22 protein-coding genes are annotated in these 24,377 nt (G+C 66.8%); 8 read left to right on the top strand and 14 right to left on the bottom strand.

Annotation, left to right across the window (positions count from 1 at the left end; translation table 11 throughout):
* Positions 1-2: 2 nt before the first annotated feature.
* Positions 3-824 carry a DUF1206 domain-containing protein gene (locus AWC08_RS13425; RefSeq protein ID WP_065133651.1) on the top strand — a complete coding sequence of 274 codons (822 nt, stop codon included), beginning with the start codon at positions 3-5 and terminating at the stop codon, positions 822-824.
* On the opposite strand, the gene AWC08_RS13430 is transcribed toward AWC08_RS13425, so the two are convergent.
* Genes AWC08_RS13430 through tkt form a run of 8 tightly spaced genes read right to left on the bottom strand, consistent with a single transcriptional unit; the run spans position 810 to position 9,799 of the window.
* Complete coding sequence (locus tag AWC08_RS13430) at positions 810-1,613, bottom strand: PIG-L deacetylase family protein (RefSeq protein WP_069434896.1); 804 nt, start codon at positions 1,611-1,613, stop codon at positions 810-812. The two genes, AWC08_RS13425 and AWC08_RS13430, sit on opposite strands and share 15 nt — an antisense overlap.
* 3 nt (positions 1,614-1,616) lie before the next feature.
* On the bottom strand, positions 1,617-2,909 hold the full coding sequence (locus AWC08_RS13435) for a cytochrome P450 (protein WP_069434895.1): 1,293 nt from the start codon (positions 2,907-2,909) through the stop codon (positions 1,617-1,619).
* A gap of 4 nt (positions 2,910-2,913) precedes the next feature.
* Positions 2,914-3,315 carry an ATPase gene (locus AWC08_RS13440; RefSeq protein ID WP_069434894.1) on the bottom strand — a complete coding sequence of 134 codons (402 nt, stop codon included), beginning with the start codon at positions 3,313-3,315 and terminating at the stop codon, positions 2,914-2,916.
* Between the two features lie 51 nt (positions 3,316-3,366).
* On the bottom strand, positions 3,367-4,104 hold the full coding sequence (pgl, locus tag AWC08_RS13445) for a 6-phosphogluconolactonase (RefSeq protein ID WP_065132683.1): 738 nt from the start codon (positions 4,102-4,104) through the stop codon (positions 3,367-3,369).
* Positions 4,101-5,012: a glucose-6-phosphate dehydrogenase assembly protein OpcA gene (opcA, locus tag AWC08_RS13450; RefSeq protein WP_065132689.1), complete on the bottom strand. Its 912-nt coding sequence runs from the start codon at positions 5,010-5,012 to the stop codon at positions 4,101-4,103. Before opcA ends, pgl begins: the two co-directional genes overlap by 4 nt.
* Positions 5,013-5,034: 22 nt before the next feature.
* A complete protein-coding gene (zwf, locus tag AWC08_RS13455; RefSeq protein WP_065132682.1) occupies positions 5,035-6,576 on the bottom strand; it encodes a glucose-6-phosphate dehydrogenase in 1,542 nt (513 codons plus the stop codon).
* Positions 6,573-7,691, bottom strand: coding sequence for a transaldolase (gene tal, locus AWC08_RS13460; protein ID WP_069434893.1), 1,119 nt, complete (start codon positions 7,689-7,691; stop codon positions 6,573-6,575). Before tal ends, zwf begins: the two co-directional genes overlap by 4 nt.
* Before the next feature lie 14 nt (positions 7,692-7,705).
* Positions 7,706-9,799 (bottom strand): transketolase, encoded by a 2,094-nt coding sequence (gene tkt / locus AWC08_RS13465; RefSeq protein ID WP_065132680.1) that lies wholly within the window; start codon positions 9,797-9,799, stop codon positions 7,706-7,708.
* 270 nt (positions 9,800-10,069) lie between these two features.
* Between tkt and AWC08_RS13470 the strand changes: the two genes are divergently transcribed.
* Entirely contained in the window at positions 10,070-11,005 is a 936-nt protein-coding gene (locus tag AWC08_RS13470; protein ID WP_065132679.1) for a heme o synthase, read from the top strand.
* Positions 11,006-11,378: 373 nt separating this feature from the next.
* On the top strand, positions 11,379-12,920 hold the full coding sequence (locus AWC08_RS13475) for a PPE family protein (protein WP_085087869.1): 1,542 nt from the start codon (positions 11,379-11,381) through the stop codon (positions 12,918-12,920).
* Here the strand turns inward: AWC08_RS13475 and AWC08_RS13480 are convergent.
* Entirely contained in the window at positions 12,917-13,894 is a 978-nt protein-coding gene (locus AWC08_RS13480) for a quinone oxidoreductase family protein (protein WP_069435020.1), read from the bottom strand. The genes AWC08_RS13475 and AWC08_RS13480 overlap by 4 nt on opposite strands.
* Before the next feature lie 19 nt (positions 13,895-13,913).
* Here AWC08_RS13480 and AWC08_RS13485 point away from each other — a divergent pair, with 19 nt between their 5' ends.
* Positions 13,914-14,723: a hypothetical protein gene (locus AWC08_RS13485; protein WP_069435019.1), complete on the top strand. Its 810-nt coding sequence runs from the start codon at positions 13,914-13,916 to the stop codon at positions 14,721-14,723.
* On the opposite strand, the gene AWC08_RS13490 is transcribed toward AWC08_RS13485, so the two are convergent.
* The 5 genes from AWC08_RS13490 to mptB all read right to left on the bottom strand — a co-directional run bounded on the left by AWC08_RS13490 (position 14,673) and on the right by mptB (position 20,110).
* Positions 14,673-15,608, bottom strand: coding sequence for a COX15/CtaA family protein (locus tag AWC08_RS13490; protein ID WP_065132675.1), 936 nt, complete (start codon positions 15,606-15,608; stop codon positions 14,673-14,675). The genes AWC08_RS13485 and AWC08_RS13490 overlap by 51 nt on opposite strands.
* Positions 15,609-15,699: 91 nt before the next feature.
* Entirely contained in the window at positions 15,700-16,584 is an 885-nt protein-coding gene (locus AWC08_RS13495) for an endonuclease domain-containing protein (protein ID WP_065132688.1), read from the bottom strand.
* Positions 16,585-16,689: 105 nt separating this feature from the next.
* Entirely contained in the window at positions 16,690-17,400 is a 711-nt protein-coding gene (locus AWC08_RS13500; RefSeq protein WP_232008088.1) for an ABC transporter permease, read from the bottom strand.
* 59 nt (positions 17,401-17,459) lie between these two features.
* Positions 17,460-18,401 (bottom strand): ABC transporter ATP-binding protein, encoded by a 942-nt coding sequence (locus tag AWC08_RS13505; RefSeq protein WP_065132674.1) that lies wholly within the window; start codon positions 18,399-18,401, stop codon positions 17,460-17,462.
* On the bottom strand, positions 18,398-20,110 hold the full coding sequence (gene mptB / locus AWC08_RS13510; RefSeq protein ID WP_065132673.1) for a polyprenol phosphomannose-dependent alpha 1,6 mannosyltransferase MptB: 1,713 nt from the start codon (positions 20,108-20,110) through the stop codon (positions 18,398-18,400). The genes AWC08_RS13505 and mptB overlap by 4 nt, the downstream gene beginning before the upstream one ends.
* A gap of 64 nt (positions 20,111-20,174) precedes the next feature.
* Between mptB and AWC08_RS13515 the strand changes: the two genes are divergently transcribed.
* Genes AWC08_RS13515 through sufC form a run of 4 tightly spaced genes read left to right on the top strand, consistent with a single transcriptional unit; the run spans position 20,175 to position 24,377 of the window.
* Complete coding sequence (locus AWC08_RS13515) at positions 20,175-21,014, top strand: helix-turn-helix transcriptional regulator (protein ID WP_372513525.1); 840 nt, start codon at positions 20,175-20,177, stop codon at positions 21,012-21,014.
* Positions 21,011-22,450, top strand: a complete 1,440-nt coding sequence (gene sufB, locus AWC08_RS13520) for a Fe-S cluster assembly protein SufB (protein ID WP_065132671.1) — start codon at positions 21,011-21,013, stop codon at positions 22,448-22,450. The genes AWC08_RS13515 and sufB overlap by 4 nt, the downstream gene beginning before the upstream one ends.
* Entirely contained in the window at positions 22,447-23,601 is a 1,155-nt protein-coding gene (sufD, locus tag AWC08_RS13525) for a Fe-S cluster assembly protein SufD (RefSeq protein ID WP_069435018.1), read from the top strand. The genes sufB and sufD overlap by 4 nt, the downstream gene beginning before the upstream one ends.
* Positions 23,598-24,377 carry a Fe-S cluster assembly ATPase SufC gene (gene sufC / locus AWC08_RS13530; protein ID WP_065132669.1) on the top strand — a complete coding sequence of 260 codons (780 nt, stop codon included), beginning with the start codon at positions 23,598-23,600 and terminating at the stop codon, positions 24,375-24,377. Before sufD ends, sufC begins: the two co-directional genes overlap by 4 nt.

A 24,377-nucleotide genomic window follows, 5' to 3' on the forward strand; every position in this document is an offset into this window, starting at 1 on the left:
AGATGTCTGACCTCAAGAACGGCCCACCGCCAGCGGTCTCCCCGGCCCAGGTGGCTCAGAACGGCGTTTTCGAGAAGTTCGCCCGCGCCGGATTCGTGGTGAGCGGGATACTGCATCTGATCATCGGCTACCTCGCCATACGAGTCGCGCTCGGTGACGGCGGCACCGCGGACCAGTCCGGGGCCCTGGCGACGCTGGCGGCCCGACCCGGTGGGCCCTTCGTCCTCTGGATCGCCGCTGTCGCCTTAGTGACGCTCGGTCTATGGCGGCTGATCGAAACGGTTCTCGGGCGCGCGGTCGAGCGCGATTCCCACGGTTCGCCGGGCGGCATGCAGCGGGTGAAGACCTTCGGTGTGGCCGTCGTCTATCTCGGGTTCGCCTACTCCACTTTCGGATTCGCCCGAGGCGCCGGGAGATCCGCAGGTGAGCAGAGCTCGAGCCTGAGCGCCCGGCTGATGCAGAGCACGGCCGGCACCATCGCGCTGATCATCTGCGGACTGGGCGTCGTCGGGATCGGCGGATACCACGTCTACAAAGGCGCCGGCCGCCACTTCGTCGACGACCTCAACGGCAGGTCAGGCAAGCTGGTGCGCCGGCTCGGGGTGGCAGGTTACGTCGGTAAAGGCGTCGTCATCGCCACCGCGGGTGTGCTGGTGGTGATCGCCGCATCCCGCTCGGAACCGAACAAGGCCACCGGACTCGACGGGGCCCTCAAGACCCTGGGCGCCCAGCCCTATGGAGCAGTGTTGCTGATCGCCGCCGGCGCGGGCATCATGACCTACGGCCTCTACAGTTTCGTCTTGGCTCGATCAACCAAGATGTGAGGGTCCGGAGGTCGTATCGTCGAAGATGTTGTCGCGCAAGGGCGCCGGCGCGGCCGCCGGATCAACGAACCATTCGTACCGGAAGATCGCGCCCAACACCGGGGGTGGTAGGCGTAACAAGGCCCCGTAGACACGAGCACCCAAGCCGGTGCCCAGCTGCGAGCGATGAGCGGCGACCGCATCCCGCTTCTGCCGGGCGGCCCTGCGGACATCGATTTGGTGAGTGATGGTGGCACGCGGCGCGTAGGCGTCGCCGAGCACATCGGGGTCGTACGGCGGGGGCAGGCGCAATAGGTGACAGAGGTCGTTGATCCTGCGCAGCAGTTCACGCGGCATCGTCGCCTCGAGAACCCTTGGTGTGCCGGCCAGTTCCGCGGCCCGCTTGCCGACGTGATGCACCTGCACATGATCGCGGTGACCGTACCCGCCGTTGGCCTGATAGCTGAGCAGCAAGTGCGCGTTCTCCGAGCGAAGGATCGCCGCCAGGCGCTGCGCGGCCTCTTCGACATCGGCTCTGCCGAAACGCACCCGGCCCGGCGGGTCGGGGTAGAAGTCGGGACCGTACCCGCTGTCGGCGTAGCCCAGGCACTCCGTCCGCTGCGCGCCGAGAATAGCGGTGCTCGAATGCAATTCGTGCAGACGGGTAGGGTCATCCGCGCTGTCCATCCGTCCGTCGGTGGCCGTGACCACCACCACCCGATGGCCGGCCGCGGCCGCTTTGGCCAGCGTGCCGCCGGTCAAGATCACCTCATCGTCCGGGTGAGCGTGGAAGGCAACGACGGTGGACATGTCTCAGCGAACGGCCACGTAGTCGACCGGGCAGGGGCACTCGGCCCGGGCCACGCCGCCGATCTGAGCCGGGACGGGCCGCGGATGCGCCTGCCAGCCTGCGGTCACGTCGTAGCCGCGCAGCAGATGCGCCATGGCCGCGGTCATCGCGGCCAGTGAAAAGGGTTGCGCCGGACACGAATGCCGGCCATGACCGAAGGCCGTCACCAGCATCGGCGACGGGAGATCAGGTGCGGTGAGGCGATGGCGGGTCCACCTGTCCGGGTCATAGGTGTCCAATCCCGGCGCCGCAGATGTGTTGAGCAACGGCAGCAGGGTTGCGATCGTCCAGCCGGGCGGCACGTGGTAGGTGACCTCGCCGGTGTCGAACTCCACCGGCGACAGCACCGTTCGGCTCATGATCGAACGCTGCGCCAGGCGTGTGGACTCCAATGCGCATCGCTGAGCGAAATCTCTGTCGCCGTTGCGAATTCGTTCCTGGTGTGCCGGGCGTTCGATCACATCGACCAGCGCCCAGCCCAGTGCGGCCGCCAGGTTCGACATGGACGCGATGTGGATCAGGGCGACGTCGTGAGCGATGCCGCGGACGCGTGCCTCGCCCGATTCGTCCGACCACGCGTCGACGATCCTGCCGAACAGATCCTGGTCTTTCACGTCGCCGGCGTCGTATCGCCGCAGCGCGGCGGAGACGATGTCCGTGACCTCGTTCAGCGCGGCCCATTCGTCGCGCTTGCCGGAGGCGGCCACCGCCGCCATGCGGTCGGGGTGCACGAACGCCTCGGAGCCGTCCAGGGTGTCGAAGGCGCGGACCAGCCGCTCAAAAGCCTCGCCGTCACACGATCCGGGGCCGGCCCACGACGCGAGGCCCATCCGGTGGCCCAGTCGGCGGGTGAGGTCGAAGACGTCCACCGATCCGGACAAACCCAATTCTGCGGCCGTCTGCTCCAAGGCCCGATCCAGATTCGCCAGATAGCCGGCGACGTCGTCGCGGCGAAACAGATTGCCCGGCAGCACGCGACGCCCGGCGAAGATCTCGTCGGGCAGTTTGCGCCGCAACATCAAGAAGTCGGCAACTCCCTTGCTGGCCTGGTCTTCCGGCAAGGCGTAGAACGACTCGACGCCGGCGGGGGAGAAGGTGAACAGGTAGCGGTCGGCACCACTTTCCAACATGAACGTGTCGCCACAGTGATCGCGGGCGGCCGCGATGGTGGCGACCGCATCGTCGACGGCCTCATCCCACGGCAGGCCGGTCGCTTGCGCGAACGGCGGAGCGGGACACGGGTAGGTGCGCGTCACGGCGTCAGCGCACGCCCCGGTTTCGGAGTCGGTCCATCACCCCGCGCATCACGTGCTCGGTCGCGTTGAGCGGCATCATCATCGTCTCGCCCCAGCTCACGATGTTGTCCATCCGTTCGAGGATGGCCTCCACCGGTTGCAGCACCGCGAGCAGGCGCTTGGCGAGATCATCGAGGCTGGACAGCGTCCCGTCCAGATGATCCAGGCCGGTCTCCAACCGTGTGACCGTGCTGTTGAGCGCCGAGAGCGATCTGTTCAGTTCCACCAGGGAAGTGCCGAGCCCGTCCAGGACGTCTTCGACCTGCTCGACCGTCTTGTCGGCATTCAATGCCGCCTGGGTGAGCGTCTTCATTCTTTGCCGAGCCGGGGTGGGGCGGCCGCCGCTTCTGTCTGCCATGACGGTCATTATTACCAGCTTGACACCGCGGGATACAGGCCTGTCAGGATCCGCGCGCTGTCAACGGGACAGTTTGCCCGCGGCACCCTCATCGAGCAGCCACCGGGTGATCTCGCGCCCGATGGCTCCGGCGGCCGGCAGCGACACCGGATCGGCTCCACCGATGGCCGCCGCCACCGCGTCGGCCTTGCCCTCGCCCGACACCAGCAGCCAGACCTCGCGTGAACGCTGAACTGCCGGCAACGTCAACGTGATTCGCTGCGGCGGGGGCTTGGGGGAGTCGTCCACCGCGACCACCATGCGACTGGTCTCGCGCACTGCGGGGGTATGCGGGAACAGCGAGTTGACGTGGCCTTCGGGTCCCACACCCAGCAGATGTACGTCGAAACTCGGCGCCGGCTCACCGGGCGCGGCGTAGGCCGCCAGGATCTGCTCGTACGCCAGGGCCGCAGCGTCGAGGTCGGTACCGAATTCGCCGTCGCTGGCCGCCATCGGGTGCACCTGGCTGTCGGGGATGTCGATGTGATCGAGCAGCGCCTCGCGGGTCTGCTTCTCGTTGCGCTCCTCGTCGTCCTCGGGCACGTAGCGTTCGTCGCCCCAGAACAGGTGCACCGCGGACCAGTCGACAGGGTGGGAAGCCAGTTCGCGCAGCAGTGCGACGCCGTTACCGCCACCGGTCAACGCGATCAGCGCCTGCCCCCGAGCCGTCACCGCGGCCGCGATAGCTTCGACCAGTCGGTGGGCCGCGGCGTGCGCCAGACGCTCACTGGTGGGAAATACCTCGATGTCGAGACTCATTGGTACTGCACCTTCTTGATGCCCTCGAGCGCTGCGTGGTAAATCTCGTCGGCATCGAGTCGACGGAGGTCTTCGGCCAGACATTCACCGGTTACCCTGCGCGCCAACGGAACCAGCGCTTCGGGCTTGGCTGTGCGGCTGAGTGTCGCCGTGATGCCATCCTGAGGCCGACTCAGCACTATTGTCTCGCTCTTGCGTACCAGCTCCACCGTGAGCTCGCCGACCTCCCGGCGAACCGGGCCGTCGATCCGGCTGGCCAGCCAGCCCGCCAGCACATCCAGTGCGGGTTCTGTCTCCAAGCCGCTGATGCGGGCCGACTCGATCGGTTCGTGGGGTTCCAGGTCGACGGCCGAGGTCAGCAACGCGCGCCAATACGTGATGCGGCTCCAGGCGAGATCGGTGTCACCCGCGGTGTAACCGGGCAACCGGCTTTTGATCGCAGCGAGCGGGTCGACGGCGTTGGTGGCATCGGTGATGCGCCGAATTGCCAACTTGCCCAACGGATCCTGGGCGGGAACCGCAGGAGCATTGTCGGGCCACCAGGCCACCACCGGAATGTCGGGCAGCAGAAAAGGGATGACGACGCTGGCGGCATGCCCGGACAGTGGTCCGGAGAGACGGAGCACCACCACCTCGCCGGCGCCCGCGTCACCGCCCACGCGGATCTGCGCGTCCAGACGTGGTTCGTCGGCGTAGGCGTTGCCCCGCATCGTCACGATGATGCGGCTGGGATGCTCGTGGCTGGCGTCGTTGGCCGCCTGGATGGAATCCTCCACCACGGCCTCGTTGTCCGGCGCGATGATCAGCGTCAACACCCGGCCCATGGTGACAACGCCTGCCATCTCGCGCATTTCGTCGAGCTTCTTGTTGACCGCAGTGGTAGTGGTGTCAGGCAGTTCGACAATCATCTGCGCCACTCCTCAGCGGTAATCATGGCCGCCGCCATTCGCGGCCGGTGCGGCGCAGCATGTCGAACGCCGACTCCGGCCCCCAGGTGCCTGCCTCGTAAGGATCGGGCTTGCCGTGCGACGCCCAGTTGTCCAGCGCGGGATCGAGTATCTCCCAAGCCAATTCGACCTCGTCGTTCACCGGGAACAGCGAGGGCTCACCGAGTAGCACGTCCAGGATCAGCCGCTCGTAGGCTTCCGGCGACTCCTCGGCGAACGCTGAACCGTAGGAGAAGTCCATGTTGACGTCGCGGACTTCCATTGCGGTGCCGGGGACTTTCGAACCGAACCGCAACGTGATGCCCTCGTCGGGCTGCACCCGGATGACCATGGCGTTGGTGCCGAGTTCGTCGGTCATGGTCGCGTCGAACGGCAGATGCGGCGCCCGCTTGAAGACCAGCGCGATCTCGGTGACCCGGCGGCCCAACCGTTTACCGGTTCGCAGATAGAACGGCACACCGGCCCAGCGCCGGGTGTCGACCTCCAGGGTGATCGCGGCAAACGTCTCGGTTACCGAGTCCTTGGCGAACCCCTCTTCGTCGAGCAGTCCGACCACCTTCTCGCCGCCCTGCCAGCCGGCGGTGTACTGGCCGCGGCTGGTGGTCTCGTCGAGCGGCTGCGCGAGCTGTGTCGCGGAGAGCACCTTGATCTTCTCCGTCTGCAACGACTTCGGAGTGAAGCTGACCGGTTCTTCCATCGCGGTCAGCGCCAGTAGTTGCATCAGGTGGTTCTGGATCACGTCACGCGCGGCGCCGATGCCGTCGTAGTAGCCGGCCCGTCCACCGAGGCCGATGTCCTCGGCCATGGTGATCTGAACGTGATCGACGTAGTGGGCGTTCCAGATCGGGTCGAACAACTGGTTGGCGAAGCGCAGCGCCAAGATGTTCTGCACCGTCTCCTTGCCCAGGTAGTGGTCGATGCGAAAGACCGACTCCTCCGGGAAGACGGAGTTGACGGTCCTGTTGAGGTCCTGCGCGCTCTTCAGGTCGTGGCCGAACGGCTTTTCGATGACCACCCGGCTCCACCGATTGCCTTGCGGGCGAGCCAATCCCGACTTCTGCAGTTGTTCGCAGACCACCGGGAACGACTTGGGCGGGATCGCCAGATAGAACGCGTGATTTCCTCCGGTGCCGCGCTCGGCATCCAGCTTCTCCAGCGTTTCAGCGAGCCGGTGGAACGCGTCGTCGTCGTCGAATGCGCCTGGCACGAAACGGAATCCCTCGGCCAGCCGGTCCCAGTTCTCCTGCCGAAACGGGGTGCGGCAGTGCTGCTTGACAGCGTCGTGCACCACCTGGCCGAAATCTTCGGTGTCCCAGTCCCGGCGCGCAAAACCCACCAGCGAGAACGTGGGGGGCAGCAGTCCGCGGTTGGCCAGGTCGTAGATCGCCGGCATCACCTTCTTGCGGGCCAGGTCACCGGTCACCCCGAAAATCACCATGCCACATGGGCCGGCGATTCTGGGTAGCCGCTTGTCCCGCTTGTCGCGCAGTGGGTTCTGCCACTGCGCTTCGGCGGGTGGGCTCATTTGTCAGCGGAGTCGAGCTGCGCCTGAGTCTCCTCGAGCAATTCGCTCCAGGACGCCTCGAACTTCTCTACCCCTTCGTTCTCCAGAACCAAAAACACGTCGGTCAGATCGATCCCGATCGCGTCGAGTTTGTCGAACACCGCCTGGGCTTCCGACGCGGTACCGGTGATGGTGTCGCCGTGGATTGTGCCGTGATCGGCGACCGCGTCAATCGTCTTCTCCGGCATGGTGTTCACCGTGTTGGGAGCCACCAGCTCGGTGACGTAGAGCGTGTCGGAGTAGTCGGGATTCTTGACGCCGGTGGACGCCCACAGCGGCCGCTGCACCCGGGCGCCGTCAGCTTGCAGCGCTGCGAAACGCTCGCCACCCTCGAATACTTCCTGGTAGGCCGCGTAGGCGAGCCGGGCGTTGGCGACCGCTGCCTGGCCGAGCAGCGCGCGTGCATCGTCGGAGCCGATATCTTCCAGCCGCTTGTCGATCTCGGTGTCCACCCGGGAGACGAAAAACGATGCCACCGAATGGATCTTGGACAGGTCGTGGCCGGCCTGCTTGGCCTTCTCGAGTCCGTCCAGATAGGCGCCCATCACCGCGCGGTAGCGCTCCACGGAGAAGATCAGCGTGACGTTGACCGAAATGCCTTCTGCCAGAGTCGTTGCGATCGCGGGAATGCCCTCTTCGGTGGCCGGAATCTTGATCAGCAGGTTCGGCCGGTCGACGATCTTCCACAATTCCACCGCTTGCTGGGTCGTCTTGTCGGTGTCGTGGGCCACTCGCGGGTCGACCTCGATCGACACCCGGCCGTCGACCCCGTCGGAGGACTCCCACTGCGGCCGCAACACATCACAGGCGTTGCGGACGTCGTCGGTGGTGACCGTGCGGATGGTGGCGTCGACGTCGGCGCCGCGCTCGGCGAGTTCGGCGATCTGGTCGTCGTAGGTGTCGCTGTCGGCCAGCGCCTTCTGGAAGATCGACGGGTTGGTGGTGACCCCGACGACGCTCTTGGTGTCGATCAGTTCCTGCAGGTTGCCCGATTTGATCCGGTCCCGGGACAAGTCGTCGAGCCAGACCGATACCCCCGCGGCGCTGAGCGCGGCGAGGTTTGAATTCTGGGTCATCTGATCACCTTTTCTCAGTTATCCATTGCTTCTTCCGCAGCGGCAGCGACGGCTTCGGCGGTGAAGCCGTACTCGCGGAACAGCGTCTTGTAATCGGCGGATTCCCCGAAATGCTCGATCGACACGATTTTGCCGGTGTCGCCGACCAGCTTGTGCCACGACTGCGCGACGCCGGCTTCGACGGCCACCCGCGCCGACACCGAGGGGGGCAGCACGCTGTCCCGGTATTCGGAGGGCTGCGACTCGAACCACTCCACGCACGGCATCGACACGACCCGCGCCAGAATGTCCTTGTCCGCCAACAGCTTCTTCGCCTCTACGGCGAGCTGCACCTCGGAGCCGGTGCCGATCAGCACCACATCGGGCTCCTCATCGCCTTCGGCGCCGCCGAGCACGTAGCCGCCGCGCGCCACGCCATCCAGGTTCGTGCCTTCCAAGACCGGCACGTTCTGGCGGGTCAGGATCAGGCCGACCGGCCCGCTGCCATTGCCGCGGGCGAGCACTGTGCGCCAGGCATAGGCCGTCTCGTTGGCGTCGGCTGGGCGCACCACCGAAAGATTCGGGATGGCCCGCAGCGCCGAAAGATGCTCGATCGGCTGGTGCGTCGGGCCGTCCTCACCCAGGCCCACCGAGTCGTGCGTCCACACGTAGATGGTGTCGATATCCATCAGCGACGCCAACCGCACGGCCGGACGCATGTAGTCGGAGAACTGTAGGAACGTGCCACCGTAGGCGCGGGTGGGTCCGTGCAGCACGATGCCGGACAAAATGGAGCCCATCGCGTGTTCGCGGACGCCGAAGTGCAGTGTCCGGCCGTACCAGGACGCGGTGTAGTCCTTGGTCGAGATCGACGGCGGACCGAACGACTCGGCGCCCTTGATCGTGGTGTTGTTGCTGCCGGCCAGGTCGGCCGAACCGCCCCACAGCTCCGGCAGTTTGGGGCCCACCGCGTTGAGCACCTCGTTGGACGCCTTGCGCGTGGCGACGGCGTCGTCGCTCGGCTCCCAGTGCGGCAGGTCGGCGTCCCAGCCCTCGGGCAATTCCTCGGCAGTCAGCCGGTCCAGCAGCGCCTTGCGCTCGGGTTCACGCTCCGCCCAGGCGTCGAAGTCGGTCTGCCACTTGGCGTGCGCCTCCTTGCCCCGATCCACCAGCTTGCGGGTGTGGGCGATGACCTCGTCGCGCACCTCGAACGTCTTGTCCGGGTCGAAGCCGAGGATTTTCTTAGTCGCCGCCACCTCGTCGTCGCCGAGCGCGGCGCCGTGTGCCTTGCCGGTGTTCATCAGGTTGGGTGCCGGGAAGCCGATGATGGTGCGCAGCGAGATGAACGACGGCCGGCCGGTCTCGGCCTTGGCGTTGGCGATCGCCTCCTCGATGCCGACGACGTTCTCGCCGCCCTCCACCTCCTGCACGTGCCAGCCGTAGGCGCGGTAGCGCGCGGCGGTGTCTTCGCACAGGGCGATGTTGGTGTCGTCCTCGATCGAGATCTGGTTGCGGTCGTAGAACACGATCAGGTTTCCGAGCTGCTGCACTCCGGCCAGCGACGACGCTTCGGACGTCACGCCTTCTTCGATGTCACCGTCAGAGGCGATCACGTAGATGTAGTGGTCGAAGGGGCTGGTGCCGGGCTCGGCGTCCGGGTCGAACAGGCCCCGCTCGTAGCGGGCCGCCATCGCCATCCCGACGGCCGACGCCAATCCCTGTCCCAGCGGACCGGTGGTGATCTCGACGCCGGCGGTGTGCCGGAATTCCGGGTGGCCGGGGGTCTTGGACTTCCAGGTGCGCAGCGCCTCGATGTCTTCCAACTCGAGGCCGAAGCCGCCCAGGTACAGCTGCAGGTAGAGCGTGAGGCTGCTGTGGCCGGCTGACAACACGAACCGGTCGCGGCCGAGCCAGTGCACGTCACTGGGGTCGTGGCGCATCGCGCGCTGGAACAGCGTGTAGGCCAGCGGAGCGAGGCTCATCGCGGTTCCGGGGTGACCGTTTCCGACCTTCTGAACGGCGTCGGCGGCCAGAACCCGGACCGTGTCGACCGCAGCCGAATCGATCTCGGTCCAGTCGTCGGGGTGGCGCGGGCGGGTGAGCTCGGAGATCTCTTCAAGTGTGGTCATTCAGTCCTCAGTCCTGGGGTCATCAAACTGATCAATCCCACCCTAGTGCGGGATTGCTGGCGCATGCAGGCCCAGATTGCGGGTACCCGCCGAAGCCTGTGTGAAAATATCGTGTCGCGGGTTGCTGGTTGGCATCAGCGCCGCGGCGGGCAGATAGGTCGAGATAATTCGGGTAGATCGACCCTGCGGGGCCGTGGCCGTGCCGGCGCGGTCTACCATCATGCGTAGTAGAAGCTGCGCGCGGCTGCGATTTTCCCGAGGAGTTAATGCGTGAGCGTTCGCGGCCGCCAAGAAATTGCGGCGCCGGGCCGGACTTCAGGCCGGATCACCGGCATGCTGTTGGCATACCTGGCCCTGACCAAACCCCGAGTGATCGAGCTGCTACTGGTCACCGCGATACCGGCGATGCTGCTGGCGCACCGCGGCTCGGTCAACCCGCTGCTCATCCTCAACACGCTGGTCGGCGGCATGATGGCGGCCGGGGGCGCCAACACGCTCAACTGTGTGGCCGACGCCGATATCGACAAGGTGATGAAGCGGACCGCTAGGCGTCCGCTCGCCCGGGCCGCGGTGCCCACGCGCAACGCCCTGATCTTCGGCCTGGCGTTGAGTGTGGCCTCGTTCTGCTGGTTGTGGTGGACCACCAACCTGCTCTCGGGCCTGCTGGCCGTGGGCACCATCGCGTTCTATGTGTTCGTCTACACGCTGCTGCTCAAGCGGCGCACCGCGCAGAACGTGGTGTGGGGCGGTGCGGCCGGCTGTATGCCGGTGATGATCGGGTGGTCGGCTGTCACCGGGACGATCGGATGGCCGGCGCTGGCGATGTTCGCGATCATCTTCTTCTGGACTCCGCCGCACACCTGGGCGCTGGCGATGCGGTACAAGGAGGACTACAAAGTCGCCGGTGTGCCGATGCTGCCGGCAGTGGCGACTGAGCGTCAGGTCACCAAGCAGATCGTCATCTACACCTGGCTGACGGTGCTGGCAACTTTCGTGCTGGCATTGGCGGCCGGATGGCTGTATGCCGCAGTGGCTGTGGTGGCCGGGGTGTGGTTCCTGGCGATGGCCCACCAGCTATACGCGGGTGTACGCGCGGGGGAGCCGGTGAAGCCGCTGCGGCTGTTCTTGCAGTCGAACAACTACCTGGCGCTGGTGTTCTGCGCGCTGGCGGTGGACTCGGCGATCGCGCTGCCGACGCTGTTCTGAGCTTCGCCTGCTGCTGCGCGAGCGTGCGCTGCGGTACGGCGACACGCCGGTGGGGCCGTTATTGCGTGCACGCTCGCGGCGCAGGCGGACCATCCAGAACCAGCGCGATCCAAACCTCGCTTAGGCAGCGGCCCAGCCCGCCCCGCCGTTCAAATACCGCCGCCGGCAAGACCTTTCGTCTCTTCGCGGCCAGTCCTAGGCAGACAAAAGCGAGCACGCCGGGCCGCGCCCCATTTGCGCTACTCCCCGTCGCGATATCGAATTCTGTTGTGCCCGACAACGAGAGGAGTGCCGGCATGACGTTATGCGTCGTTCCCACAAGGCCGTGCACCTCCTGTGCGGCTGCCGGTTATCCGCCCAGTACCCGCTGACAATGGCCGCTCCCATCTGGATGGCTTCGCCTCCAGAGGTGCATTCGGCGTTGCTGAGCAGCGGGCCGGGCCCCGGCGCACTACTCGCCGCAGCGGAAGCCTGGACCGCACTGAGTGCCGAATATGCATCTGCCGCAGATGAACTGGCCGCAATCCTGGCCGCCGTGCAAGCCGGTGCCTGGCAGGGGCCGAGCGCGCAATCATATGCAGCCGCCCACGCGCCGTACCTGCAGTGGCTGACGGTGGCCGCCGCGAAAAGTGCCTCGGCCGCGGCTCAGCACCAGGTGGCCGCCGCCGCGTACACCGCCGCACTCGCCGCCATGCCGACGCTGTTCGAGCTGGCGGCCAACCACGCTGTCCACGCGGTGCTGACCGCTACCAATTTCTTCGGTGTCAACACCATTCCGATTGCCCTCAACGAAGCCGACTACGTCCGCATGTGGATCCAGGCGGCCACCACGATGGGTTCTTACGACACCGTTTCCGAGACGGCAGTCGCCGCGACGCCCCCGACCGGTCCGGCGCCGCCGATCGTCCAAGCACCCGCGGCCCTGGCGTCTGACACCTGGCAGCAACTCCAACAGATCCCGCAGCAGGTTTTCCAATTCGCCCTGCGCCTGATCGGGATCAACTGGGATCCCGCTGCCGGCACCCTGAACGGAATCCCGTACGCCTCCTACACGGTGCCCGGGCAACCGGGTTACTGGATCTCTCGGCTGTTCCTGTTCGCGCAGGACTTTCAGGGGCTGCAGAACTGGATCCAACTGCTGCTGACCAATCCGGTGGCGGCTCTGCAATCGCTCGGCGGCATCACACCGGCGCAAATCATCGTGTATCTGGTGGCCCACCCCGTGCTGGCCGCGGCCCTCGCCACGTCGCCGCTGTGGTCGACGCTGGCAACGCTGCCAGCCGCCGCAGCCAGTCTTGCCGCGCTGGCGGCGCTGGCCGCCATACCGGCCGCGGCGCCCGTGGTCGTGCCGGCGCTGGCACCCGTCGCAGACGTAATTGCGCCGGCCCCGGCCGGTTTCGCTCCCGCCCTTGCGGGGTCAGTCGCGCCGAGTGTCGCTCCGGCCGCACCCGCGTCGACGGTAAGCGCGATCAGCCCCTCACCGCCCTCCGCACCGCCGACCGCGCCGGCCGGTCAAGCCCTCCTGCCCTATGCGATCGGCGGCGGGCCGGGAGTCGGCTTCGGGCCGGTGCATCGCGGCAACACGAGCGCGAGCGTCCGCGCAAAAGCCCCGGAACCCGACAGCGCCGCCGTCGCGGCGGCCACCGCGGCGCGCAGAAAGGCGCGCAAGCGTCGGCAACAGGGGGAGCCGCAGCGCGGCTACGCCGATGAATTCGCCGACATGACACCAGATTCCGCAACCGGGCCGGAAGTGTCCGAGCAAGGCGCGGGCCCGCTCGGTTTCACCGGCACCGTGCGTAAGGAGGGTGTCCGGCCGGCCGGCCTGATCACCCTGGCGGGCGATCCGTTCGGTAGCGGCCCGACGTTGCCGATGATCCCCACGACGTGGGACGCCGAACCACCCGAAGAAGGTTAAGGCAGCAACACGATCGAGCCGGTGGTCTTGCGGCCCTCGAGGTCGGTGTGGGCGCGCGCGGCTTCAGCGAGGGGATAGGTGTGGCCGACCTCGACCCGGACGGCCCCGCTGCCGATCACATCGAACAGGTCTGCGGCTCGCTCGCTGAACTCCTCACCGCTACGGATGAAGTGAGCCAGCGACGGCCGGGTGAGGTACACCGACCCGGCGTAGTTGAGTTGCTGGGGATCGAACGGCGGAACCGGTCCACTGGCCGCACCAAAGAGCGCCAGCGTCCCGCGGACGGCCAAGCTGGCCAGGCTGGCGTCGAACGTCGTGGCGCCCACGCCGTCGTACACCGCGGCCACACCGGCGCCGTCAGTAAGTCCGCGTATCTCCTGCCCGAACTGATAGGCGTCGGTGGGGTAGGAAAGTACCTCGGCGGCACCCGCCTCCCGCGAGAGCCGCTCTTTCTCCGATGTCGACACCGTCGTGATCACCCGTGCCCCTAAATGAGTCGCCCACTGCGTCAGAATCAGCCCGACGCCTCCGGCGCCGGCATGCACCAGCACACTGTCTCCGCTGCGCACCGGATACACCGACTTCAACAGGTATTGCGCCGTCAGCCCTTTCAACAAAGCCGACGCGGCCACCTCCGAGCTGATGTCATCGGGCACCTTGGCCGTCAAAGATGCTGGGGCTGTGCATGATTGAGCATACGAACCGTTGGCCGAGGCGCTCACCACCCGGTCGCCGACGTTGATGTGACCCGCGGTGTCCGGCCCTACCGCCGCCACCGTCCCGCACACCTCCGAGCCCAGCACGAACGGCAGCGGGCGCGGGTACTGACCGGAGCGGAAGTAGGTGTCGATGAAATTGACGCCGATGGCTTCGGCGCGGATCAGCAGCTCGCCCGGTCCCGGCTCGGGCTGGGAGATGTCGTTATAGCTAAGGACTTCAGGGCCGCCGGTTTCGCTGACTTCGATCGCATGCATGCCGATATCATGCCCGGGCATGAAGTTAGCCCGACCGGACACCTTCCATCCGCGCATTGTGCTCGCGGGTGGCCCGACGCGAGCCGCGGGCGACGACGCCGGGTTGGTGGCCGCGCTGCGCACCCGTGGGCTGCATGCCCGGTGGCTGGCCTGGGACGACCCGGAGACGGCCGAGGCGCACCTGGTGATTCTGCGAGACTCCGGCGACTACCTCGCGCGCTTGGGCGAGTTCCTCACCTGGACCACCCGCATGCAGAACCTGCTCAACTCTCCGCCGGTCATTGCCTGGAACACCGAGCGCGGCTACCTCGACGATCTCGCGCAACGGGGGGTTCCCATCGTGCCGGGCGAGATGCACGCGCCGGGAGAGCACCTGCGGCTTCCGTCGGCCGGCCCGGTCTACGTCGGCGCGGGACCGGGGCTGCGGCGGTTCACCGACCGGTTGGACGCCGAGGCGTACATCCAAGGGCGCGACGAAAGCGTGTTCATCCAGTCAGACCCCGAGCCGGAAACCGTGCTTGTTTTCATTGGCGGCAAGCCGTCGCACGCTTTCACGACCCAGGGCGGCGGCCTGCATCAGGGGGAGGCGGATTTTGAACTCTGGGACGTTGGTATGGCTGCCGTAGAGGCTGCCCCGGGTGAGTTGCTGTATGCGCGTGCACACCTGGCCGGGCGACGGCTGCTCGAACTGCAGCTGGTGGATCCGTCGCTGGGTTGGCTGCGACTGGACGCTGAAACGCGCGGCCTGGCCCAGCGCGAATTCGCACTGGCGGTCGAGTCAGCCTTGGAGCGCCTCGGGCTCGGCCCGTTCTCGCATCGAGGCCCATAGCGCGGCGGTGGCCGCGGTGCAGGCCGCCGCGCCGGCCACGTGCAGCGCGACCAGCACCGCCGGGACCCCGGTGTAGTACTGGGCGGTGCCCACGCCGGCCTGGGCCACCACAACCGCGACCAGCACTCCCAGCCGACGCATCACCACGCGCCCGGCCTGCACCGCCCACAGGCCGAAGCCCAGGCCGATCAGCAGCGACAGATAGGAGACGAGCAGCGACGAGTGTGCGTGCACCAGGGTGTTGATCTCGACCTTGAGTCGCGGCACCGTCCGGCTCGGGCTCTTGTCGCCGGCGTGCGGTCCCGCCGCGGTCACCAGGGTGCCGGTCAGCAGGACTACGGACAGGTTCAGCGCGCTCAGAGCCGTCAGCAACCGCAATGGCCTGACGACCCGGTGATGTACGTCGCCGTCGTCGGGTTCACCAACCTTGACGAACAGCAGCACCGACAGCCACACCATCGTCATCGATGCCAGCAGGTGAATTGCGACCGTCCACCACAACAACCCGGTGCGAACGGTGATGCCTCCGATGACCGCCTGCACGACCGTCGAAGCGGGCATCAGCCAGGCGTACACCAGCACCTCGCGGCGCCGGCGTGCCCGCGTCACCGCCAACACGGCCAGAGCCGCGGTGATGACCACCGCAAAGGTGATCATCCGATTGCCGAACTCGACGGCCTGGTGGATGCGCGGCACTTCGGAAACCGCTACCGGGGTGAAGCTGCCGGGGAAACACTGCGGCCAGGTGGGGCAACCGAGCCCGGAGGCGGTGACGCGCACGATGGCGCCGGTGACCGCGATGCCGCCCTGAGTGAGGATGACGGCCGCGGCGATGATGCGCTGCAGACGCAAACTGGGGTTGGGGAGCAGGTCCACCAACCGCATCAGCGCTCGTCCGACAGCCACCGCCCGATCGTAGCGACGACTACGTCACGTAGTAGAAGCGGCCTCGCGCTCAGCTGCGGCGAGACTGACGCTACGCACAGCCGCGACGGCGTGTCGTGTGCGTGGTGTCAGTGTCGCGGAAGCCGCGGCGCCGCAGCGCTTCAGATACGTGCCGCACAACCTGGTCGGGTCGATCCTCGGCGATCACCCGGATGACGATCCAGCCAAGCTCGGCAAGCTCCTGCAATCTGCGCAGATCGCGCACGTATTGGCGCCGGTTCGTGCGGTGCTGGTCACCGTCGTATTCGGCGGCCACCTTGAACTGCTCCCAACCCATGTCGAGCATCGCGACTGTTCGATAGTTGACTACGACAGGAATCTGGGTCTCCGGTGTGGGCAGACCCGCGTCGACTAGCAGCATCCGGAGCCAGGTCTCCTTCGGTGATGCGGCGCCCGGGTCGATCCTTGGGAGCAGCGTCCTGAGCTGTCGCACCCCTCGGGCGCCGGCGTATCGGTTGCTCAGCATCCTCGTCGCCTCAGTGGAAAACGGGGTTGCCCGCATCAACGCATCAAGGCGTGCCATCGCATCGGCGGCGGTCCGTCGGCACCCCAGTTCGAAGGCTGTTCGGGCAGGTGTGGTCACAGGCAGACCGGCAACCCGGGTGACTTCGTCGATGCCCACCCGGCAATTACGGGTGAGTATTCCGGTGGGCGGCCGGGGATTGCGCCAGATCAATTCGACCGGCTCGTCTTCGTTGACCCAATCCGAGCCGTGCAATGCCGCAGCGGCCAGTCCAGTCAAGGTCCCGCGGCGACCCGACCACAACCATGCGGCCGCCGAGCGAACGCGTAACGAAAGGTGCGTGTCGCGCGGCACGTACACGTCGGGGTAGATCGCCCGGTACTGCGTGCGTAGCTGGTATCGGCTGACCTTTCCTTGCTGCAACACCTCGCTGCCGATGCATACTCTGTCCACACGGGCTTGGATGAGCCCCGACAATCCGCCGGTTCCACCGAGTTTGAAGCCACGTACGGCCACGACGGCGTGTCGTGTACGTGGTGGCAGTGTCGCGGCAAGAAGTCAGGTGAACCGAAAAAAGCGCCGCGCCGCCAGCGCTCCCAATCCACCCCACACCACCAGCACAGCCAGGCCGAACCAGTCCACCGACAAATTCATGGCCTGCGACAGCGACTCGGTGAGCGCGCCGGACGGCGTCAGTCGCGCCGCCCATTTCACCCCCGTCGGAATCATCCCCGTTTCGAGGGTCAGCGCACCGAACCCGGCGAAGGCAAACCACAACAGGTTGGCCAGCGCCAGCACGATCTCGGCGCGCAAGGTGCCGCCGAGCAACAGGCCCAGAGCCGCGAACCCCGCGGTGCCCAGCGCGATCACTGCGGCCCCCAGCGCCAAGGCCGCCAGCGGCGGACGCCAGCCCAGCGCGAAACCGATCAAACCCAACACAACCGACTGCAGGAAGACGGTGAACACCACCGCCAGCGCCTTGCCGGCGATGATTCCCCACACCGGCAACGGGGTCGCCCCGAGCCGCTTCAATGCGCCGTAGCGGCGGTCGAACGCGACCGCGATCGCCTGGCCGGTGAAGGCGGTCGAGATCACCGCCAGCGCCATGATCGCGGGGGTGAACACCGCCGCGCGATGCTCGCCGAACGACCCGAACGGCAGCAGCGTGAGCCCGATCAGCAACGTGATCGGGATGAACATGGTCAGCAGCAATTGCTCGCCGTTGCGCAGCAGCAGTTTGGCTTCGAGGCCGAACTGGGCGGCCAGCATCCGAGGCACGGCGCTGGGCCGGGGGTCCGGGGTGAAGGTTCCGGCGGGGAAAACGTCGCTCACGATCGCAGGCTCCTGCCAGTCAGATCCAGGAAGACGTCTTCGAGGCTGCGTTGCTCGACGCGCAGGTCGGTGGCCAGCACGTCGATCCGGGCACACCATGCCGTGACGGTCGCCAGCACCTGCGGTCCGACCGGCCCTTCGACCAGGTATTCACCCGGTGACAACTCGCTGGCCCGGTAGTCCTCGGGCAGCGCGGCGGTCAATAGCGACAGATCGAGTTTCGGCGGCGCGGTGAATCGCAGCTGGTCCTTCGCGCCGCTGCGCATCAGTTCCGCCGGTGTGCCGGCGGCGACCGTCGTGCCGTGATCGATGATGACCAGCCGGTCGGCCAGTTCCTCGGCCTCCTTGAGCTGGTGCGTAGTCAAGACCACGGTCACGCCGTCGCGCCGCAGCGCGTCGATCAGCTCCCACACCAACAGCCGGGCGTGCGCGTCCATGCCGGCGGTGGGTTCGTCGAGAAACACCAGCTCTGGCCGTCCGACCAGCGCGCATGCCAGCGCCAGCCGTTGCTGCTGCCCGCCGGAGAGCCGCCGGTAGGTGGTGCGGGCAGCCTCGGTCAGGCCAAGGGTTTTCAGCAGCCACTGCGGGTCCAGCGGGTCGGCGGCGTAAGAGGCCACGAGGTTGAGCATCTCGCCGGCGCGGGCTGCCGGGTAGCCGCCGCCGCCCTGCAACATCACGCCGATTCGGGGGCGCAGTCGCGCGTTGTCGGTGCTCGGGTCCAGCCCCAACACCTCGATGGTGCCGGCGTCGGGGCGGATGAAGCCCTCACACATTTCGACGGTGGTCGTCTTTCCGGCGCCGTTGGGACCCAGCAGCGCAAACACCTCGGCGGCATGCACCTCGAGATCGAGGCTCGAAACGGCTTTCACCGACCCGTACTGCTTGCATACCCCGCGCAGTCGTACCGCGATGTTGCGGTCGTGGGGGACGGAGCTCACGTGGAATCAGCGTAGGCGTCGGGCGCTGCCTCGGGAGCCGGGGTGGCCTTCCCGGGCTGCTCGGCGGGATCGGGAGTGACGAGTGTCACCGACGGTTCGGGTTCGGCGGTCTCTTCCGGAAGGGCTTGCCACGGCAGCCGGTGATAGGTCAGCGCGATGAGTACTACCACGATGAAGGCGCTGGCCAGGGTGGCGTCGACGATCTGAAACAGGGCGAAGCGGTCGCCGTTGGCGGTAGGACCGAAGATGCCGATGATGAGGGTGACGATGATGGCGGCGGCCCGGAACTTGGTGCGGGTGGCCCAGGCGGCCAGCGGAATGATGGCCCACAGCAGGTACCAGGGCTGCACGACTGGGAAGAGCAGCACCGTAAGGCCCAGTGCGACCCCGAGCCCGCCGATCGGGTGCAGCCGGCCGCGGAAGACCGCGAGCAGCAGCCAGCAGACCATCACCATGATGATCAGGACGCCGATCGCACGGGTCAGCGACAGGATGGCCGTGGTGTGATCGCCCAGGCCCAGCAGAATGCCGACCTGCCCGGTGCCCAACGCCAACAGGGTCGGCGGCGACATCCAGCTGCGCACCACGTTGGCGGTGCCCAGCGTGTAGATCCAGCCGAAGCCCAGGCCACTGGCCCAGCCGACGAGTCCCATCACCGCAAGCGTCAAGCCCGCCATCGCCGTGCCGCACAACAGAAAAGACTTGACGGTACTGCCGCAGCGGTAGCCCAGTGCCATCGTGACGAAGCCCAGCGCCAGCAGTGACGGCAGTTTCACCTGCGAGGACAGCACGATCAGAATCGAGCCGCCCAACAGCAGTCCCAGGGGCTGCCAATCCGGCCCGATTCGCCATGACTGCGGCTTGAGCGGCCGGTCGGACTCGATGCCGCGCAGCGCGAACTCGGCGCCGGTGAGCATCAGCCCCAGCATCAGTGCCTCGTTGTGGATGCCGGCGACCAGATGCATGAACAGCAGCGGATTCGCCGCGCCCAGCCACAGCGCGCTGACCTCGGCCACGCCGCACCGGCGCGCCAGCCGCGGCGTGGCCCACACGATCAATGCCACACCGAACAAGACCACCAGTCGGTGGCACAGGACCGCGGCGACGATGTTCTCCCCGGTGAGACCCGAAATGCCCCGGCCGATCCACAAAAACAGCGGCCCGTAGGGCGCTGGCGTCTCACGCCACAGGCTGGGCACCGACAGCGTGAACACGTGGCCCAGGCCCAGACCGGAGGCCGGCCCCACCCGATACGGGTCGAGTCCTTCCAAGGAGATCTGGCTCTGGGCGAGGTAGGAGTAGACGTCCTTGCTGTACATCGGCGGCGCGATCAGCAGCGGCAACATCCACAACACGAGCGTGCGATCGAGTTCGCCGCGCGACATCCGGCGCTTGCCGGACGCGAACCGGCCGAGCATCAGCCAGGCCAGCGCCATCATCACCGCACCGGTGGTGGTCATGGTCAGCGATACCGTCTGGATGCGCGACGGCAGATTCAGCAGACGCACGCCGAACGTCGGATCCTGGACCACCGGCCTGGCCCCAGCGCCCAGGGCGCCGATCGCCATCAACACCGTGCCGGTGGCGCCGAACAGCCGGGTGCGCTTCATCGCCGTGAACTCGGTGGCGTTGAGCGGCTTGCCCACCGCCTGCTCGTCGCCATGCAAGCTGGCGATCGACGAGCTCAGAGTGTGGTGGCGGGCTGCCATCAGAGCAGACTAGCCCCGGCGACAATGCCGGCCGCGCAATGCGGCCGGTTGAGGAGCTGGGGCCATCCGAGTAGGCCGGCCGCCCTGGCAGTGTTGCGCTCGTCACCTAAGGGGACCCTTGCTGGACCGATCCCCGGAATTGCGACACACTGGTGTTGTGAAAATCCAATCCGAATCGCCGGCTGCCGTGCCCGCAGCCGTTGCTGTCGGATCGGACGGACACACCCGGCGCTCAATCGTCCGCCTGCTCGTCGAATCCGGGTCCATCACCGCCACCGAAATCAGTGACCGGCTGGGCCTCGCGCCGGCCGGCGTGCGTCGGCATCTGGACGCGCTGATCGACGCCGGCGACGCGGAATCGTTCGCGTCGGCGTCATGGCAGCAGGCGGGACGCGGACGGCCCGCCAAGCGCTATCGCTTGACTGCGGCAGGCCGCGCCAAGCTCGACCACGCCTATGACGACTTGGCTTCTGCCGCAATGCGACAACTGCGGGAAATCGGCGGCGAGGACGCGGTGAAGACCTTCGCGCGGCGGCGTATCGACGCGATTCTGTCGGGTGTCGAACCCGCCGACGGCCCCGACGAGGACGCCATCGAAGCCACCGCCGACCGGATCGCGCAGGCGCTCACCAAAGCCGGCTATGTCGCCACCACCACCCGGGTGGGCGGTCCCATCCACGGTGTGCAAATCTGCCAGCACCACTGCCCGGTCTCCCATGTCGCCGAGAAATTCCCGGAACTGTGCGAAGCCGAACAGCAGGCCATGTCCGAGGTGCTCGGTACCCACGTGCAGTTGTTGGCGACGATCGTCAACGGTGACTGCGCCTGCACCACCCACGTACCACTCAGCCCGGCGCCCAGCCCGCGCCACACCGCAACGAGCACCAAAGGAGCGTCCTCATGACACTCGAAGCCGCACGGACGGTCGAGCCACTGACCCAGGAGCAGACCATCGAGTCGCTGGGTAAGTACGGCTACGGCTGGGCCGACTCCGACGTCGCGGGCGCCTCGGCCACCCGGGGTCTTTCAGAGGCGGTCGTGCGTGACATCTCGGCGAAGAAGAGTGAGCCGGACTGGATGCTGAACATTCGGCTCAAAGCGCTGAACATCTTCGACAAGAAGCCCATGCCGAACTGGGGTTCCAACCTCGAGGGCATCGACTTCGACAACATCAAGTACTTCGTGCGCTCCAGCGAGAAGCAAGCTGCGACCTGGGACGACCTGCCCGCGGACATCAAGAACACCTACGACAAGCTGGGTATCCCGGAAGCCGAGAAGCAGCGGCTAGTCTCCGGTGTCGCCGCCCAATACGAGTCAGAGGTCGTCTACCACTCGATCCGTGAGGATCTCGAGAAGCAGGGCGTCATCTTCCTGGACACGGATACAGCGCTGCGCGAACACCCCGACATCTTCAAGAAGTACTTCGGCACCGTGATTCCGGCGGGGGACAACAAGTTCTCCGCACTGAACACGGCCGTGTGGTCGGGCGGCAGCTTCATCTACGTGCCACCGGGCGTGCACGTCGACATCCCGTTGCAGGCGTATTTCCGGATCAACACCGAGAACATGGGCCAGTTTGAGCGGACGCTGATCATCGTCGACGAGAACGCCTACGTCCACTACATCGAGGGCTGCACCGCGCCGATCTACAAGTCGGACTCGCTGCACTCCGCCGTGGTCGAAATCATCGTCAAGCCCGGCGGCCGCTGCCGGTATACAACCATCCAGAACTGGTCGAACAACGTCTACAACCTGGTCACCAAGCGCGCCCGGGCCGAGGCCGGCGCCACCATGGAGTGGGTCGACGGCAACATCGGATCCAAGGTGACCATGAAGTACCCGGCGGTCTGGATGACCGGTGAGCACGCCAAGGGCGAAGTGCTCTCGATCGCGTTCGCGGGTGAGGACCAGCACCAGGACACCGGCGCGAAGATGCTGCACCTGGCACCGAACACGTCGAGCAACATCGTGTCCAAGTCGGTCGCCCGCGGCGGTGGCCGCACGTCCTACCGCGGCCTGGTTCAGGTGAACAAGGGTGCGCACGGCTCCAAGTCGAGCGTGAAATGCGATGCGCTGCTTGTCGATACGATCAGCCGCAGCGACACCTACCCCTACGTCGACATTCGGGAAGACGACGTCACGATGGGTCACGAGGCCACGGTCTCCAAGGTCAGCGAGAATCAGCTGTTCTACCTGATGAGCCGCGGCATGACCGAGGACGAGGCCATGGCGATGGTGGTGCGCGGGTTCGTCGAGCCGATCGCCAAGGAACTGCCCATGGAATACGCACTCGAGCTCAACCGGCTGATCGAGTTGCAGATGGAGGGTGCGGTCGGATGACCGCCGCGCTCAACAAAGGCGAACTGTTCGCGTCCTTCGACGTCGACGCCTTCGAAATTCCGCACGGCCGCGACGAACTCTGGCGGTTCACCCCGCTCAAGCGCCTGCGCGGACTGCACGACGGTACCGCGGTCGCCAACGGCACCGCTACCGTCACGGTCAGCGAGCACGACGGCGTGCGCACCGACACCCTGCGCCGCGGCGACGAACGCCTGGGGCAGGGCGGGGTGCCCGCGGACCGCGTTGCCGCACAGGCGTTTTCGTCGTTCAACGCGGCGACGCTGGTCACCGTCGGGCGCGACACCCAGGTAGCCGACCCGATCAACATCACCGTCACCGGACCCGGCCAGGGGGCGACCGCCTACGGCCACCTGCAGATCCGGGTCGAGGAGCTCGGTGAGGCCGTCGTCGTCATCGACCACCGGGGCAGCGGAACCTACGCCGACAACGCCGAATTCGTCGTCGGCGACGCCGCCCGGCTCACCGTCATCTGGATCGCGGACTGGGCCGACGACGCCGTGCAGGTCAGCGCCCACCACGCCCGCCTCGGCAAGGACGCGGTACTGCGGCACGTCACCGTCACCCTGGGTGGCGAGGTGGTGCGGATGACGGCCAACGTGCGGTTCACCGGTCCGGGCGGGGACGCCGACCTGATGGGTCTGTACTTCGCCGACGACGGCCAGCACCTCGAATCGCGGCTGTTGGTCGATCACGCCCAGCCCGACTGCAAGTCCAACGTGCTGTACAAGGGTGCGCTGCAAGGCGACCCGTCATCCAAGCTGCCCGACGCGCACACGGTGTGGATCGGCGACGTCTTGATCCGCGCCGAAGCCACCGGCACCGACACTTTCGAGATGAACCGCAACCTGGTGCTGACCGACGGCGCCCGCGCCGACTCGGTGCCCAACCTGGAGATCGAGACCGGCGAGATCGCGGGCGCCGGACACGCCAGTGCGACAGGGCGATTCGACGACGAGCAACTGTTCTACCTGCGCTCCCGCGGCATCCCCGAAGAGCAGGCCCGCCGGCTGGTGATTCGCGGCTTCTTCGGCGAGATCATCTCCAAGATCGCGGTGCCCGAAATACGGGAGCGCCTCACCGCGGCCATCGAACACGAACTGGAACAGACGGAGAAGGCAGCAACTGCATGACAACCCTGGAAATCAGAGACCTGCACGTGAGCGTCGTCAACCCGAGCGGGGCCGACGGCGAACGCGAGATCCCGATCCTCAAAGGCGTCGACCTCACCGTGAAATCGGGGGAGAAGCATGCGCTGATGGGGCCCAACGGCTCCGGCAAGTCGACCCTGTCCTACGCCATCGCCGGACACCCGAAATATGTAGTCACCTCGGGCTCGATCACCCTGGACGGCGAAGACGTGTTGGCGATGAGCGTGGACGAGCGGGCCCGGGCCGGACTGTTCCTGGCGATGCAGTACCCCGTCGAGGTGCCGGGCGTCTCGGTGTCGAACTTCCTGCGCTCGGCCGCCACCGCTATTCGCGGTGAGGCGCCCAAGCTTCGGCACTGGGTCAAAGAGGTCAAGGCGGCGATGTCCGCCCTCGAGATCGACCCGGCGTTCGCCGAGCGCAACGTCAACGAAGGTTTCTCCGGTGGTGAGAAGAAGCGCCACGAGATCTTGCAGCTCGAGCTGCTCAGGCCCAAGATCGCCATCCTCGACGAGACCGACTCCGGCCTGGACGTCGACGCGCTGCGGGTGGTCAGTGAGGGTGTGAACCGCTACGCCGAAGCGGAGCACGGTGGCATCCTGCTGATCACGCACTACACCCGCATCTTGCGTTACATCAAGCCGGAATTCGTGCACGTGTTCGTCGGTGGCCGCATCGCCGAATCGGGTGGTTCCGAGCTGGCCGACGAACTCGAGCAGAACGGCTACGTGCGCTTCACACAGGCCACCGCAGGCGCGTAG

Origin of the sequence: Mycobacterium gordonae (assembly GCF_002101675.1) — a bacterium.
In the GTDB taxonomy this organism is placed as follows: Bacteria; Actinomycetota; Actinomycetes; order Mycobacteriales; family Mycobacteriaceae; genus Mycobacterium; species Mycobacterium gordonae.